Here is a 14,769-nt window from a genome sequence, read left to right as displayed (position 1 = left end):
CCCCCCGTCGGCGGTCTGCGCAGCACTGTAATGGACCGGGTACGTGCGTTCCGGACCCGGAACGTCATGCGATCGGACGCCCTTCGGGACCCCCGTTGCGGGCATGCGTTCCGCGCGGCGCGGTCTACTCCCGGGGCAGGACCGGGAGGAGCGTCGGGAGGTGGCCGTCCGAGGCCCGGGCGGTGTCCTGGCGCTCCCGCGGCACCTCCCCGTACAGCGTCGTGCGCGGCTTCGCCGGGCGCCCCGCCGCCTCCGCGATCGCCTCCAGGTCGCGGATCGAACGGTACGAGCCGTAACCCGACCCGGCCATCCGGGAGATGGTCTCCTCCATCAGCGTCCCGCCCAGGTCGTTCGCGCCCGAGCGGAGCATCTCCGCCGCGCCCTCCGTGCCCAGCTTCACCCAGCTGGTCTGGATGTTCGGGATGTGCGGGTGGAGAAGGAGCCGGGCCATGGCGATGACCGCGCGGTTGTCGCGGGCGGTCGGGCCGGGGCGGGCGATGCCCGCGAGGTAGACGGGCGCGTTGGTGTGGATGAAGGGCAGGGTCACGAACTCGGTGAAGCCCCCGGTCTCCTGCTGGATGCGGGAGAGCGTGCGGAAGTGGCCGAGCCAGTGCCGGGGCTGGTCCACGTGCCCGTACATCATCGTGGAGGAGGAGCGGATGCCCAGCTCGTGGGCCGTGGTGACGACCTCGATCCACGTCGCCGTCGGCAGCTTGCCCTTCGTCAGCACCCAGCGGACCTCGTCGTCCAGGATCTCCGCCGCCGTGCCCGGGATGGAGTCGAGGCCCGCCTCCTTCGCGGCCGTCAGCCACTCCCGTATCGACAGGCCCGTGCGCGACGCGCCGTTGACCACCTCCATCGGCGAGAAGGCGTGCACGTGCATCCCGGGGACCCGCTCCTTCACCGCGCGCGCGATGTCGAAGTAGGCCGTGCCGGGCAGGTCGGGGTGGATGCCGCCCTGCATGCAGACCTCGACGGCGCCGAGGTCCCAGGCCTGCTGGGCGCGGTCCGCGACCTGGTCGAGGGAGAGCGTGTACGCGTCGGCGTCGGTGCGCCGCTGGGCGAAGGCGCAGAAACGGCAGCCGGTGTAGCAGACGTTGGTGAAGTTGATGTTGCGGGTGACGACGTACGTGACGTCGTCGCCGACCACGGAGGCGCGGACGTCGTCGGCGACGCGGGTCAGGGCGTCGAGGGCCGGGCCGTCGGCGTGCAGCAGGGCCAGGGCCTGGGCGTCGGTGAGCCTCGTCGGGTCGTCGGCGGCGACGGAGAGGGCCTCGCGGACGTCGGCGTCGACGCGCTCGGGGACCATGCCGGGGGCGGCTGCCTCACGGAGCGCCTCCCAGTCCCCGTACACGTCGTCGAAGTCCTCGCGCCGGTCGGACGTGCGGCCCTCGGTGTCGATGGTGGTGTGCAGGTCCGTGCGGCCGGTGGCGACGAAGGCCTCGTCGGGCTCCTGCCAGGGCAGGCCGCGCACGGGCGCGTCGGGGTTCGCGAGGCCGGTCTCGGGGTCGGCGAGGGCGCGGACGTGCGGGAGGAGCCGGGGGTCGAGCCAGGGTTCGCCCCGGGTGACGAACTCGGGGTAGACGCAGAGCCGTTCCCGCAGCTCGAAGCCGGCGGCGCGGGACCTCTCGGCGAGCTCCTCGATCTTCGGCCAGGGACGCTCGGGGTTGACGTGGTCGATGGTGAGCGGGGAGACCCCGCCCCAGTCGTCGATGCCGGCGGCGATCAGCCGCTCGTACTCGGAGTCGACGAGGTTCGGCGGGGCCTGGAGGCAGGCGGAGGGTCCCATGATGAGCCGGGCGACGGCGACGGTGGCGACGAGGTCGTCGAGCTCGGCGTCCGGCATCCCGCGCATCGCCGTGTCCGGCTTGGCGCGGAAGTTCTGGATGATCAGCTCCTGGATCGAGTGGTACGCGCGCGCGACGCGGCGCAGCGCGAAGAGGGACTCCGCCCGCTCCTCCAGGGTCTCCCCGATGCCGAGCAGCAACCCCGAGGTGAAGGGGACGGAGGAACGGCCGGCGTCCTCCAGCACCCGCAGGCGCACCGCCGGTTCCTTGTCGGGGGACCCGTGGTGGGGGCCGCCGGGCTCGGACCAGAGCCGGGTCGCGGTCGTCTCCAGCATCATGCCCATGGAGGGCGCGACGGGCTTGAGGCGCTGGAAGTCGGTCCAGGACAGGACGCCGGGGTTGAGGTGCGGCAGCAGCCCCGTCTCCTCCAGGATGCGGATCGCCATGGCCCGTACGTACGCGACGGTGTCGTCGTACCCGTGGGCGTCGAGCCACTCCCGGGCCTCGGGCCAGCGGTCCTCGGGCTTGTCGCCGAGGGTGATCAGGGCCTCCTTGCAGCCCGCCGCGGCGCCGCGGCGGGCGACGTCGAGGACCTCGTCCGGCGACATGAACATCCCGTGCCCGTCCCGGCGCAGCTTGCCGGGGACGGTGACGAACGTGCAGTAGTGGCACTTGTCCCGGCAGAGCCGGGTGAGCGGCACGAACACGCTCTTCGAGTACGTGACCACCCCCGGCCGCCCGGCCGCCTCCAGACCGGCGTCCCGCACGCGCCCCGCGGTCGCCACCAGGTCCGCCAGGTCCTCCCCCCGCGCCCGCAGCAGCACGGCGGCCTCGGCGACGTCGAGCGCGACCCCGTCCCTGGCCCTCTTGAGGGCGCGGCGCATGGCGTTCTCGGTGGGTCGTCCTGCCTGGTGATCCGTCATGAACCGAGCATACGAGCGCCCCGCGCGACCGCGGTTCGGGTCCCCGCAGGAACCCGGACCCGGCCGCTCGTCACGGGCGCCGCCCGTCACAGGTACCGCGCGTACGCGTCCAGGACGGTCAGGACCTCCGTCTCGTCGCCCGGCGGGAGCTGGAGGACGACCTCGTCGCAGCCCAGCTCCTCGTAGTGGGCCAGCTTGCCCGGGCTCGGGAGGACCGCGTACGGGACGAGGTGGAGGGCCTCCGGGGCGCGGCCGGCCTTCTCCCAGGCCTCGCGCAGGACGGGGAGGGACTCCGTCAGGCCCCGCCCGCCGATCGGCATCCAGCCGTCGGCCCGGGCGGCGATCTGCGCGAAGAGCTTCGGGCCCGCCGCGCCGCCCAGGAGGACGCGCGGGGCGCCGCCGGCCGGCTTGGGCCAGACCTCCGAGGCGCGCACGGAGTCGCCGTGCTTCCCCTCGTACGCCGTCGGCTCGGGTGCCCACAGGGCCCGCATCAGGTCCAGCCGGTCGCGGCCGAGGTCGCGGCGGGTGGACCAGTCGACGCCGTGGTCGGCGGCCTCCTCCCGGTTCCAGCCGAAGCCGACGCCCAGGGTGAACCGGCCCCCGGAGAGGTGGTCGAGGGTGGCGACCTGCTTGGCGAGCACGATCGGGTCGTGCTGGGCGATCAGCGTGATGCCGGTGCCGAGGCCGAGGCGTTCGGTGACGGCCGCGGCCTGGCCCAGGGCCACGAGCGGGTCGAGCGTCCGGGCGTACTCCCGGGGCAGCTCGCCGCCCGCCGGGTAGGGGGTGGTCCGTTCGACGGGGATGTGGGTGTGCTCGGGCAGGTAGAGCCCCGCGAAGCCGCGCTGCTCCAGCTCGCGCGCGAGCCGGACGGGGCCGATGGTCTCGTCGGTCAGGAAGATCGTGGTCGAGATCCGCATAGCGGCACGGTAGGCGGTGGGGCGCGGATTTCCGAGGGGTCGGGCGGGATGCGGCGGGATACGGCGGGCGGGGGACGGCGGCGAGGACGCGCCGGGCCGGCCGTCAGGGACGGGCCGGGTCCACCGCCCGCCGCCGCGCCGCCAGGTCCCCGTACCCGCCGTGCTCCCAGACTCTCTCGCGGAAGCGCTGGAGCGTGAGCGGGACGCGGTCCTCACCGGGCACGTCCTCGAAGTGGACCGTTCCGCAGCGGTGGCAGTACCAGCCGCGCGCCCAGAGTTCCTCGGCGCGGTGCCGTCCGCGCGTCAGGCCCGCGAAGGCGGCCCTGCGCCGCCACAGCTCGACGACGACCAGGACGGTGACGACCAGGGCGAAGGCGGAGACCCAGCCCAGGAACCCCAGGTCCGGGCCGAGCCGGGGCGGCGGCCCGAACTGCGCGAAGTCCTCCACGGGCTCGGGGTCACCCTCCAGGGCGCCCCCGACGAAGATCCAGCCCATGAACGCGGCGACGCACACGAAACCGGAGGCGAGGCCGACGCAGCCGATCGCGTGCTTCGGCGGCTCCGGCACCGGCGCGAGCGCGTCGGAGAGCCCGGTGGTCACCGTCCGGGTCACGGTCCGCACGTCGCCGTCGCGGTTCCGTTCCCGGCCGGTGACGGAGTCCCGGCCCGCGAGGTACACGGCCGGCACGGCCTGCACCAGGTCGTCGCGGTCGCAGCCCGGGCAGGTGTGGCGGGTACGGCTCATGGCTCCCCCTCTTTCCACGGTCGCGCTGTGGGACGGGATCACGTCTCGCGCGGTTCCCTCCGTCCCGTTCGAAAACCGCCTGCGACCTCCCGCGCCGCCCCCTACGGTGGCCGGGTGCTGAACCGAATCGAGACGTACTACGACGCCGTCCCCCGATCCGCCGCCCGTGCCGAGGAGTTCGGGCCGCTGACCCTCTTCGTGCGGGAGGGGAAGGGCTGGCCCTACTACGCCCGCCCGGCGCTCGGACACGAGGGCGGGGTCTCCCCCGGGGCCGTGGAGAAGGTGCGGGCCCGGCAGCGGGAGCTGGGGGTGCCCGAGGCCTTCGAATGGGTCGCGGAGACGGCCCCGGGGCTGCGGGCCGCCGTGGAGGCGACCGGGCTCACCGTCCACGAGCACCCGCTGATGGTCCTGGCGGGCGAGCCGCTCGCCGTACCGGAGCCCGAGGACGTGACCGTACGGATGGTGGGCGCGGACGACCCCGCCCTGGAGAGCGCGGTCGCCGCACCGTACGCCGCCTTCGGGATGGAGCCGGAGCCCGGCAGCGCCGCGCAGGTCGCGGAGCGCCTCGCGGCGGGGCTGACCCGGCTCGCGGCGGCCCTGGACGCCGACGGGAGCGCCCTCTCGGCCGGCCAGCACCAGCCCGTCGGGGCCGTCTCCGAGGTGGTCGGCGTCGGCACCGTTCCGGCGGCGCGGCGCCGGGGCCTCGGGCTCGCGGTCACGGCCGCGCTCGTCGCGGACGCCCGCGCCCACGGCACGGAGCTCGTGTTCCTCTCGGCCTCGGACGCGGACGTGGCCCGGCTCTACGGCCGGCTCGGCTTCCGTACGGTGGCGACCGCCCTGATCGCGGAGGCGTGAGCGCGGGGGCGTGAAAAAGGATCCCGGAAAAGCTCTCCGGACGTGTCACCTCACCGGCGCGCGATCCGTCAGTGCGGTGAGAGCGACGCACGAGCGACGCCGAGACGCACCGAGACACGCTGAGGAGCAGTCACCATGGCGCACACGCCCCGGGCCCGCATGACCAACCCCGCCCACGTCCTGACCGACGCCGGTCCGGCGATCCAGAACCTGGTCAAGGCCACCCGGCAGGGCGGGGTCGACGAGACGATCCTGGAGCTGGTGCACCTGCGGGCCAGCCAGATCAACAACTGCGGCTTCTGCGTCGACTACGGCGCCAAGAGCGCCAGGAAGAACGGCGTCGGCGACGAGAAGCTGTTCGCCGTCGCGGCCTGGCGCGAGGCGCCGTACTTCTCCGACGAGGAGCGGGCGGCCCTCGCCCTCGCCGAGGCGGCGACCCGGCTCGCCGACGTCTCGGACGCGGTGCCGGACGAGGTCTGGGACGCCGCAGCCGACCACTTCGACGAGAAGCAGCTCGCCGCGATCGTGCTGATGGTCGCCGTCACCAACCTGTTCAACCGGATCAACGTCACCGTCCGGCAGCCGGCCGGCGCGACCTGGTAGCCGTAACCGGACGCCTGCCGTCCGCGTTGGTGCGGGCATGAAGAGGATCCTCACCGCAGCCGCCCTGACCGTCTTCGCCGCCGCCGGTGCCGCCGGCGCGGCCACCGGGACCGCGGCCGCCGACACCGGCGGCATGAACCTTCCCTCGGTCGTCCCGCTCAGCGGCGTCCTGACCCCCAAGGCCAAGCCGGCCGGCACGCCCGACCTGCCGCCCGCCAACGCGGCGGTGGAGCGGCTGCTGCCCGGTCACCACTGACCGGTACGGAGGACGACGAAGGTGGCGGGACCCCCCACGGGCCCGCCACCTTCGCGTTTCGTGGACGCCCCGAGCGTCGGTCCGCGTCCGGCGTCAGTCCGCGATCACCATCGACGGGGTCTCCTTCGTGAGGACCTCGCCGCGGAAGAACGCGGGGCTCCTGCGCTGCATGACCAGCATGATCACCACGCCCAGGAGCAGGAGGCCGACGCCGATCACGAAGACCGAGCCGACGCCGAAGACCGAGGAGCCGGAGCCGTAGGCCGGGTTCCACATGTCGTAGAGCGTCTTGCCGAAGACGGCGGTGAGCATCAGGCCGCCGAGGAACGGGATCACTCCCTTGAAGGCGAGGTCGCGGGCGGAGCGGAAGAGCTCCTCGCGGAAGAACCAGACGCAGGCGAAGGCCGTCAGCGCGTAGTAGAAGCAGATCATCAGGCCGAGCGCGTAGATGGTGTCGACCAGGACGTTCTCGCTGACCAGGGTCATCACGGTGTAGAAGACGGCGGTGGAGGCGCCGGCCACGATCGTGGCCTTGCCGGGGACCTTGAAGACGGGGTGGACCCGGGCGAAGGACGGCGGCAGCGCCTCGTAGCTGGACATGGCGAGGACCGTGCGGGCGACCGGGATGAAGGTGGTCTGCAGGCTCGCGGCGGCGGAGGCGAGGACCGCGACGAAGAGCGCGATGCCGAGGACGGGGCCCATGACCGGGCCCGCGAGGGCGGCGAAGACGTTGTCGGAGGTCTCCGGGTTGGCGAGGCCGAGGCCCTTGCCCCCGGAGCCGACGACCATCTGGGCGGCGACGCCGGTGGCCAGGTAGGAGCCGACCAGGACGACCATCGAGATGAGCGCGGCGCGGCCCGGGGTCCTGTCGCTGTCGGTGGTCTCCTCGTTGGCCGTGAGACAGGTGTCCCAGCCCCAGTACATGAAGATCGACAGCGAGAGGCCGGCGGTGAAGGCCGCGAAGGAGCCGACGGAGAAGGGGTTCAGCCAGGACCAGGAGAAGGAGGCCCCGGTCGGGAAGTCGACCGAGCCGGCCTTGGAGAAGGCCATGCCGACGAAGACCGCGAGGACGGCCAGCTGAAGGCCGACCAGGGTGTACTGCACGCCCTTGGTGGCGGTCATGCCGCGGTAGCTGATCGCGGTGGCGGAGGCGATCAGCGTGAGGCAGGTGAGGATGTGCACGGCCTTGTCGTCGTCCAGGGCGGCGATCGAGGGATTGCCGCTGATCTCCCCGGCGAGCAGCCAGAAGTACGAGGTCGCGACGCCGGCCAGGTTGGACAGCACGATGATCGTCGCGATGACCAGGCCCCAGCCGCACATCCAGCCGACCTTGGGGCCGAAGGCCTTCACGGTCCAGGTGAAGGAGGTGCCGCAGTCCGGCATGCGCTTGTTGAGCTCGCGGTACGCGAACGCGACGAGCAGCATCGGCAGGAAGCCCGCGAGGAAGACGGCGGGCATCTGCAGTCCGACCTCGCCGGCGGTGGAGCCGAGCGTGGAGGTCAGGCAGTAGACGGGGGCGACGGTCGAGATGCCGATGACGGCGCTGCCGAGGAGGCCCACGGAGTTGCCGCCGAGGCCCTTGGTGCGCACGCCGGGGGTGCCGCCCGGGGCGTCGTCGCCCCCTGCCGTGTCTCCGGCCTGAGGCCGCACGTCCACCTGAGTCATGAACTCGACGTTAAATGCTGCGGTTTCCACATCCGGAGCACTTGACTCCGCTCACTTGATCGATCATGACCTTGCTTTTCCGGGGTCGAATCGGACACTCGCCAATGATTGAAAGATCGACCAACGGGGCGATCCGGGAATCCGACAGGTCCGGCGACGGGTGTCCGATATGCGGGAACCGCAGCTGTGCCCTAAATGTCCGTTTCAAAATTTTCCCGAGGAATTTTCCGGACGGTCCTCATCCCGGCCAGACGACCGCCTGGAGCTCGCTGTACGCGTGCAGCGCGTACGAGCCCACGTCCCGCCCGACACCGCTCTTCTTGAAGCCGCCGAACGGCGCCTCCATGTTCCGGCCGATCGTGTTCACGCCCACCCCGCCGGCCCGCAGCCGGGCCGCGACGCGGAACGCGCGGGCCACGTCGCCCGACCACACGTAGTCGATCAGCCCGTAGTCGCTGTCGTTGGCGAGCGCGATCCCCTCCTCCTCGTCGCCGAAGGGGACGACCACGACGACCGGGCCGAAGATCTCCTCCCGCACCACCCGCATCTCGTTGGTGCAGTCGGCGAGCAGCGTCGGGGCCACGTAGAAGCCCCGGGCGAGGTCCGGGCGCTCGCCGCCCGCGACGACCCGCGCCCCCTCCTTCCTCCCGATCTCCACGTACGACTCCACCCGGTCGCGGTGCGCCGCCGAGATCACCGGGCCGACCACCGTCCCCTTCTCCGCCGGATCCCCCACCTTCATGAAGGCGAGGTAGCCGGTCAGCTTCTCGATCAGCCGCTCGTAGATCCCGCGCTGGGCGAGGACCCGGGTCGGGGCGGTGCAGATCTGCCCGCTGTAGAAGGCGAAGGTCGTCCCGATCCCCAGCACCGCCGAGTCCAGGTCGGCGTCGTCGAAGACGAGCGCGGCCCCCTTCCCGCCCAGCTCCATCAGCTGTCGCTTGAGCGAGCGGCCGCAGACCTCGCCGATCGCCTGCCCGACGGCCGTGGAGCCGGTGAAGGAGACCATGTCGACGTCCGGGGAGTCGACGGCGGCCTCGCCGACCGCCTGCGCGGAGCCGGTGACGACGTTCACCACCCCCGCCGGGACACCGGCCTCCGCCAGGGCCCGGGTCATGGCGTACACGGAGAGCGGGTCCTGCGGGGCGGGCTTCACCACGACCGTGTTGCCCATCGCGAGCGCCGGGGCGATCTTGCCGGCCGGGTTGGCCCAGGGGTTGTTGTACGAGGTGATGCAGGTGACGACGCCGACCGGACGCCGCACCGCCACCGCGCCGAACACCCCGGCCCTCCCCATCGGACCGGCCTCGTTGATCTGCGGGGGCAGCGCCCGCTCGACCGGCTCCATCGCCCCGCGCGCGTACCGGCGGAACCGGGAGGCGCCGACGGCGACCTGCATCCCGCGCGCGGTGCCGGTGGTGGCGCCGGTCTCGGCCCGGGCGAGGAGCGTGTTCTCCTCGGCGTCCCGGGCCATCAGGTCCGCCGCCCGGTCGAGGATCGCCGCCCGCTCCTCCGGCCTCGTGCGGGACCAGGTCGCGAAGGCCTCGCGGGCGGCGGCGGCCGCCTCGTACACCTGGGCCCGGGAAGCCTCCGGGGCGAGGCCGACGACCTCCTCGCTCGCCGGGTCGATCACCTCGTAGTGGCCGCCGTCGGGCTCGACCCACTCCCCTCCCACGAAGAGGCGCTCGATCCTGGTCATCGCGTGCTCACCGTCCTCGTGTCGCGGCCCGAGCGCAGGACGCGCCCCGGGATCGCGCCGGTCACCCGGTCGTCCCGCACCGTCTCCACCCCGTTGACCCGCACCGACACGATCCCGACCGCCCGCGAGTCGAGGCGCGGGCTGTCCCCCGGCAGGTCGTGCACCAGGGTCGCCGGGCCGGCGTCGATCCGCTCCGGGTCGAAGAGGACCAGGTCGGCGTGGAAGCCCTCCGCGATCCGGCCCCGCTCCCGGAGCCCGAAGAGCCGCGCCGGGTCGTCGCTCAGCATCCTCACCGCCCGCTCCAGCGGGACCAGCTTCCGGCCGCGCAGGCAGTCGCCGAGGAAGCGGGTCGTGTACGGGGCGCCGCACATCCGGTCCAGGTGCGCGCCCGCGTCCGAGCCGCCGAGCAGGACGTCCTCGTGGTCCCAGGTCTCCCGGCGCAGGGCCCAGGAGGCCGGGTCGTTGTCGCTGGGCATCGGCCACAGCACGGTCCTCAGGTCGTCGTTGGCGCAGATCTCCACGAGGGCCTGGAAGGGGTCCTGACCGCGCTCGGCCGCGACGTCCCCCACGACCCGGCCGGTGAGGCCCTCGTTCTCGCGGCTGTACGTGTCCCCTACGACGTACCGGCCGAAGTGCGCGAGCCGCCGGAAGACCCCGGCCTCCTTCGAGTCCGCGCGCCGCAGCATCTCGGCGCGCACGCCGGGGTCACGGAGCCTGCGGATCCGCTCGGGCACGGGAAGACCGAGGACCTCGCCCCACCCCGGGATGAGGTTGAGCGCGCAGAAGGTGCCGAGGGACATGTTCATGGGGGTGAGGATCGGCATCGTGAGCGCGACGATCCGGCCGCCGGACTTCCGGGCCCGCTCGGAGGCGGTGAGCTGACGCGGGACGCGCTCGGGGACGGCGGCGTCGATGGTGAGGACGTTCCAGTTGAGGGGCCGCCCGGCGGCGGCGGTCATCTCGACGAACAGCTCGATCTCCTCGTCGGAGAACTGGTCGAGGCACCCGGCGAGGATGGCCTCGATCTGCGTCCCCTCGTGCTCGCCGACGGCCTTCGACAGGGCGATCAGCTCGGCGGGCGCGGCGTGCCGGGAGGCGACGGGGGCGCCGTCGCCGTCGGAGTGGGTCGAGGACTGGGTGGTGGAGAGCCCCCAGGCGCCGGCGTCCATGGCCTCCTTGAGGAGGGCCACCATCCGCGCGAGCTGTTCCGGGGTGGGCTGTCCGCCGACCGCGTCCGGGCCCATCACGTACCGGCGCAGGGCGCAGTGGCCGACCATGAAGCCGGCGTTGACGGCGATCCGGCCGTCGAGGGCGTCGAGGTACTCGGCGAAGGACGACCAGCTCCAGTCGACGCCCTCCTCCAGGGCCTTGAGCGCCATGCCCTCGACCTTGGACATCATCCGGCGCGTGTAGTCGGCGTCCTCGGGGCGGTCGGGGTGGAGCGGTGCGAGGGTGAAGCCGCAGTTGCCGCCGGCGACGGTGGTGACGCCGTGGTTCATGGACGGGGTGGCGTACGGGTCCCAGAAGAGCTGGGCGTCGTAGTGGGTGTGCGGGTCGACGAAGCCGGGGGCGAGGACGAGGCCGGTGGCGTCCTCGGTGGTGCGCGCCGTGGCCCCCCGCTCGGGGAGGACGATCCGGCCGTCCCGTATGCCGACGTCGGCGACGCGGGCGGGGGCTCCGGTGCCGTCCACGACGGTGGCGCCCTTGATCAGGTGGTCGAGCATGACGGTCCCTTTCCGTGGTGCGTGACCGTGGACGTGGGTGCGCCCCGGACCGGGGCCGCCGCGGAACGGCCTCCGGCCGGGGCCGGTACGGGGCGGTGATCCGGGAAGACACCGTCCCGCGCTTGCGGCGCGACCGCGCCGGGACGCGCGTCCGTCGCGGGCCGCGCCCGCCGGGCCCTCCGTTGCGGGCCGCGCCCGCCGCCCCCCGTTGTGGGCAGTTGTTCCGCTGGGGCGAAGGGGGTCCCCCCTGCTCGAGCGGAGCCGAGAGCTTGGGGGAGGGTGGGCACAACGGAACGGCGCCCTTGCCGAGGCCTAGGCTCCCGTGCCTTGCCCCGCACCGGAACGTGCGCTGCACACGGGGTGCGGGTCAAGGCGCGGAACGCGGAGGCGCCGCTGGAGCGCGCCGTCCCGTTGTGCCCACCCGTCCCGCCCCAGCGGGACGATTGCCCACACGGGGGTGCGGGGAGCGCGCCGCCCCGGTGGGGGCGGGTTGCGGGGAGGGCGTCAGGAGCCGGAGGAGTGGCGCATGCGGGTCGTCCGGTGGACCGGATCCGTGTCGATCTCCGGAATCACGTGCTCCCCGATCAGCTTGATCGAGTTCATCGTGTCCTCGTACGAGATCCCGATCGGAAGGCCGAAGGAGAGCTGGTCGGCGCCCGCCTGCTCCCACCGCTTGCACTGGGCCAGCACCTCGCTCGGGTCGCCGCAGATCATCAGTTCCTCCTGGATGAGGAGTTCGATGATCTCGGCCGAGTACTCGGGGAGGAGCTCGGGCCACTCGGGGATGCCCTCGGGGCGGGGGAAGGTGTCGTGGTAGCGGAAGAGGAGGGACTGGAGGTAGTTGAGGCCGCCGCCCACCGCGATCTCGACCGCCTTCTCGTGGGTCTCCGCGCAGATCGCCGTCGACGTCACCATGACGTTGTCGTTGACGAAGTCCCCGACCGCGCGCGCCTCCTTGATCGCGTTCTTGTAGGACTCGACGACCCATTCCATGTCGGAGACCTTCTGGACGCTGAAGCCGAGGACGCCGAGGCCCATCCTCCCGGCCATGGCGTACGAGGACGGTGAGCCGGCCGCGTACCACATGGCGGGGTGGGACTTCCCGTACGGCTTGGGGAGGACCTTGCGGGGCGGCAGCGACCAGTGCTTGCCCTGGAAGCCGGCGTACTCGTCCTGGAGCCACATCTTGGGGAACTCGGCGATGGTCTCCTCCCAGATCTCCTTCGTGTGGTTCATGTCGGTGATGCCCGGCATGAACCCGAGGATCTCGTGGGAGCCCGCCCCGCGTCCGGAGCCGAACTCGAAGCGCCCGCCGGACAGGTGGTCGAGCATCGCCACCTTCTCGGCGACCTTGACCGGGTGGTTGACGGGGGCGAGGGGGTTGAAGATGCCGGAGCCGAGGTGGATCCGTTCCGTCGCGTGGGCGAGGTAGCCCAGGTAGACGTCGTTGGCGGAGAGGTGCGAGTACTCCTCCAGGAAGTGGTGCTCGGAGGCCCAGGCGTACTTGAAGCCCGACCTGTCGGCCTGGATGACGTACTCGGTCTCCTCCATGAGGGCCTTGTGCTCGGCTTCGGGATCGGTCTCGGCGCGCTTGCCGACGTATCCCTGTACGAAGATCCCGAATTCCAAGGGGGTTCACCGTCCTCGTCGTTTCTGACGACTCGTCAGATTCCTTGATGTGCCCGACTCTCGCACCGCGGCACAGGTGCGTCAATACCTGACGGTTCGTCAGAAGAGGCTCACGCCCGCCAGCCAGCCGCCGTCGATCACGAACGGCTGGCCCGTGATGTACGCCGAGTCCTCCCCGGTCAGGAAGAGCGCCAGGGCCGCCACCTCCTCCGGCCGGCCGATCCGCCCGAGCGGCACGAGCTTGCGGTAGAGCTCGCCCGTGGCCGCCGGGTCCACGCCCTCCGGGTTGCTCATGGGGGTGTCGATCGCGCCGGGGCACACGGCGTTCACCCGGACCCCCCGCGCCGCCAGCTCCAGGGCGGCGACCCGGGTCAGGCCGAGGACGGCGTGCTTGCTCGCCGCGTAGGCGCCGACCCCGGCCATGCCGGTGAGTCCGGTGTACGAGGCGGTGTTGACGATCGTCCCGCCGCCGGCCGCCGCGATCTCCGGGGCGACCGTGCGGATGCCCAGGAAGCAGCCGGTCTGGTTGACCGAGACGATCGCCCGGAACTCGTCGAGCGGGGTCGACACCAGTTCGTTGAAGCGGAGGATGCCCGCGTTGTTGACGAGCCCGTCGATCCGCCCGAAGCGCTCCTTGGCCGCCGCCACGGCCGCCGCCCAGTCGTCCTCGCTGGTCACGTCCAGGTGGACGTACGCGGCCCGGCCCTCCCCCAGCTCCTCGGCCAGTGCCTCGCCGGCGTCGTCCAGGACGTCCCCGAGGACCACCCGCGCGCCCTCGGCGGCGAACAGCCGCGCCTCCTGCTCGCCCTGCCCGCGCGCCGCCCCGGTGACGAGGACGACCCGCCCGTCGAGCTTTCCCATGTCCGCACTCCCTAGAGGTGGGGGGCGACCTCCGTGCCGAAGGCCGCGATCTGGTCGACGAGTTCGGTACGGCTCCGGGAGCGGAACCGGACCTGTATCTGGTGCACGCCCATCTCCCCGTACGCGCGCAGGGAGGCGGCGAGCTCCTCCGGCCGGCCGCTCAGGGTGCGCCGGCCGACCTCCCAGCCGGGCGTGCCGACGTACAGCGCCTCGGTGATCGCGCCGACGGTGAGGGGCTCGGCGATCCCGGCCTCCGCGCGGAGCCGCAGCAGCGTGCGGACCTGTCCGGCGAGCTTCTCGCGCGGGTCGCCCTGCGGCAGCCAGCCGTCGCCCTTGAGCGCGGCCCGGCGCACGGCGGCCGGCGAGGAGCCGCCCACCCAGAGCGGGACCCGTTCCTGCGCGGGCCGGGGCAGCTGCCCCAGGTCCTTGAAGGCGAACCGCTCCCCCAGGTGCTCCGGGTACTCCTCGGGCCCGAGGGCCGCCCGCAGCGCGTCGACCGTCTCGTCGAGCACGGCGCCCCGGCGGGCGAAGTCCACGCCGAGCGCCTCGAACTCCTCCTGGACGTGCCCGGCGCCCACCCCGAGGACCAGGCGGCCGCCGGAGAGGTGGTCGAGCGTCGCGTACGCCTTGGCCGTGACGAGCGGGTGGCGCAGGCCGACGACGGCGACGTGCGAGAGGAGCCGGACGCGCTCGGTGGCCGCGGCGAGGAAGGAGAGCGTGGCCACCGGGTCGTACCAGACGGTGCCCATCGGTCCGGCGAGGCGGCGCGGGACCGCGACGTGGTCGCAGCTCGCGAGGTAGTCGAAGCCGTGCGCCTCGGCGGCCCGGGCGACGGCGAGCAGGTCCGCGGGACCCGCGGTCGCCTCCCAGGCCTCGGCGTAGAGGGTGCTCTGCGACTGGACCGGCAGCTGCATGCCGTAGACCACCATGGAAAACCCCCTTGCGCCCCGGGCACACGGCCCAAATCTGACGGGTCGTCACTTCTACGAGCAGGCCCATGCTCGTACCTGACGTCCCATCAGGCAAGGGGTGCGGGGTTCCGGGACCTCCTCGGCACCCCCTGCGGACACGCCCCCGCTCGGGCAGCGCGGGGCTGCCCGAGCGGGGG

At 72.8% G+C, this 14,769-nt stretch carries 12 protein-coding genes; 3 read left to right on the top strand and 9 right to left on the bottom strand.

Annotated features, from left to right (window positions below; translation table 11 throughout):
- Positions 1-124 precede the first annotated feature (124 nt).
- The 3 genes from ACZ66Z_RS16395 to ACZ66Z_RS16385 all read right to left on the bottom strand — a co-directional run bounded on the left by ACZ66Z_RS16395 (position 125) and on the right by ACZ66Z_RS16385 (position 4,372).
- Positions 125-2,710, bottom strand: coding sequence for a bifunctional FO biosynthesis protein CofGH (locus ACZ66Z_RS16395; protein WP_469934647.1), 2,586 nt, complete (start codon positions 2,708-2,710; stop codon positions 125-127).
- An 86-nt stretch (positions 2,711-2,796) separates the two neighbouring features.
- Entirely contained in the window at positions 2,797-3,627 is an 831-nt protein-coding gene (locus tag ACZ66Z_RS16390; protein ID WP_469934646.1) for an LLM class F420-dependent oxidoreductase, read from the bottom strand.
- 103 nt (positions 3,628-3,730) lie between these two features.
- A complete protein-coding gene (locus ACZ66Z_RS16385) occupies positions 3,731-4,372 on the bottom strand; it encodes a hypothetical protein (RefSeq protein WP_469934645.1) in 642 nt (213 codons plus the stop codon).
- 114 nt (positions 4,373-4,486) lie between these two features.
- Here ACZ66Z_RS16385 and ACZ66Z_RS16380 point away from each other — a divergent pair, with 114 nt between their 5' ends.
- From ACZ66Z_RS16380 to ACZ66Z_RS16370, 3 genes are all read left to right on the top strand, one after another.
- Complete coding sequence (locus ACZ66Z_RS16380) at positions 4,487-5,227, top strand: GNAT family N-acetyltransferase (protein ID WP_469934644.1); 741 nt, start codon at positions 4,487-4,489, stop codon at positions 5,225-5,227.
- Between the two features lie 135 nt (positions 5,228-5,362).
- On the top strand, positions 5,363-5,830 hold the full coding sequence (locus ACZ66Z_RS16375) for a carboxymuconolactone decarboxylase family protein (RefSeq protein WP_469934643.1): 468 nt from the start codon (positions 5,363-5,365) through the stop codon (positions 5,828-5,830).
- Positions 5,831-5,867: 37 nt separating this feature from the next.
- Positions 5,868-6,086, top strand: coding sequence for a hypothetical protein (locus ACZ66Z_RS16370; protein WP_469934642.1), 219 nt, complete (start codon positions 5,868-5,870; stop codon positions 6,084-6,086).
- Between the two features lie 93 nt (positions 6,087-6,179).
- Here the strand turns inward: ACZ66Z_RS16370 and ACZ66Z_RS16365 are convergent, their stop codons facing one another.
- From ACZ66Z_RS16365 to ACZ66Z_RS16340, 6 genes are all read right to left on the bottom strand, one after another.
- The gene (locus ACZ66Z_RS16365; RefSeq protein WP_469934641.1) at positions 6,180-7,751 is read right to left on the bottom strand and encodes an APC family permease; all 1,572 of its coding nucleotides are present in this window, start codon (positions 7,749-7,751) and stop codon (positions 6,180-6,182) included.
- Positions 7,752-7,989: 238 nt separating this feature from the next.
- Complete coding sequence (locus tag ACZ66Z_RS16360) at positions 7,990-9,447, bottom strand: aldehyde dehydrogenase family protein (protein ID WP_469934640.1); 1,458 nt, start codon at positions 9,445-9,447, stop codon at positions 7,990-7,992.
- Positions 9,444-11,171, bottom strand: coding sequence for an N-acyl-D-amino-acid deacylase family protein (locus ACZ66Z_RS16355; RefSeq protein WP_469934639.1), 1,728 nt, complete (start codon positions 11,169-11,171; stop codon positions 9,444-9,446). Before ACZ66Z_RS16355 ends, ACZ66Z_RS16360 begins: the two co-directional genes overlap by 4 nt.
- A gap of 504 nt (positions 11,172-11,675) precedes the next feature.
- Positions 11,676-12,800 carry an LLM class flavin-dependent oxidoreductase gene (locus ACZ66Z_RS16350; RefSeq protein ID WP_469934638.1) on the bottom strand — a complete coding sequence of 375 codons (1,125 nt, stop codon included), beginning with the start codon at positions 12,798-12,800 and terminating at the stop codon, positions 11,676-11,678.
- 99 nt (positions 12,801-12,899) lie between these two features.
- On the bottom strand, positions 12,900-13,661 hold the full coding sequence (locus ACZ66Z_RS16345) for an SDR family NAD(P)-dependent oxidoreductase (RefSeq protein WP_469934637.1): 762 nt from the start codon (positions 13,659-13,661) through the stop codon (positions 12,900-12,902).
- 11 nt (positions 13,662-13,672) lie between these two features.
- Complete coding sequence (locus ACZ66Z_RS16340; RefSeq protein ID WP_469934636.1) at positions 13,673-14,590, bottom strand: TIGR03619 family F420-dependent LLM class oxidoreductase; 918 nt, start codon at positions 14,588-14,590, stop codon at positions 13,673-13,675.
- Between the last annotated feature and the right edge of the window lie 179 nt (positions 14,591-14,769).

Source organism: Streptomyces sp. NPDC107498 (assembly GCF_055582805.1).
Note: the sequence above shows the minus strand (reverse complement) of the source record. Positions and strands in the feature narration are given on the sequence as shown.

Coding starts and splice junctions, on each gene's coding strand:
- ACZ66Z_RS16370 (WP_469934642.1), top strand. CDS start 5,868: ATGAAGAGGATCCTCACCGCAGCCGCCCTGACCGTCTTCGCCGCCGCC.
- ACZ66Z_RS16360 (WP_469934640.1), bottom strand. CDS start 9,447: ATGACCAGGATCGAGCGCCTCTTCGTGGGAGGGGAGTGGGTCGAGCCC.
- ACZ66Z_RS16355 (WP_469934639.1), bottom strand. CDS start 11,171: ATGCTCGACCACCTGATCAAGGGCGCCACCGTCGTGGACGGCACCGGA.
- ACZ66Z_RS16375 (WP_469934643.1), top strand. CDS start 5,363: ATGGCGCACACGCCCCGGGCCCGCATGACCAACCCCGCCCACGTCCTG.
- ACZ66Z_RS16395 (WP_469934647.1), bottom strand. CDS start 2,710: ATGACGGATCACCAGGCAGGACGACCCACCGAGAACGCCATGCGCCGC.
- ACZ66Z_RS16345 (WP_469934637.1), bottom strand. CDS start 13,661: ATGGGAAAGCTCGACGGGCGGGTCGTCCTCGTCACCGGGGCGGCGCGC.
- ACZ66Z_RS16340 (WP_469934636.1), bottom strand. CDS start 14,590: ATGGTGGTCTACGGCATGCAGCTGCCGGTCCAGTCGCAGAGCACCCTC.
- ACZ66Z_RS16385 (WP_469934645.1), bottom strand. CDS start 4,372: ATGAGCCGTACCCGCCACACCTGCCCGGGCTGCGACCGCGACGACCTG.
- ACZ66Z_RS16365 (WP_469934641.1), bottom strand. CDS start 7,751: ATGACTCAGGTGGACGTGCGGCCTCAGGCCGGAGACACGGCAGGGGGC.
- ACZ66Z_RS16390 (WP_469934646.1), bottom strand. CDS start 3,627: ATGCGGATCTCGACCACGATCTTCCTGACCGACGAGACCATCGGCCCC.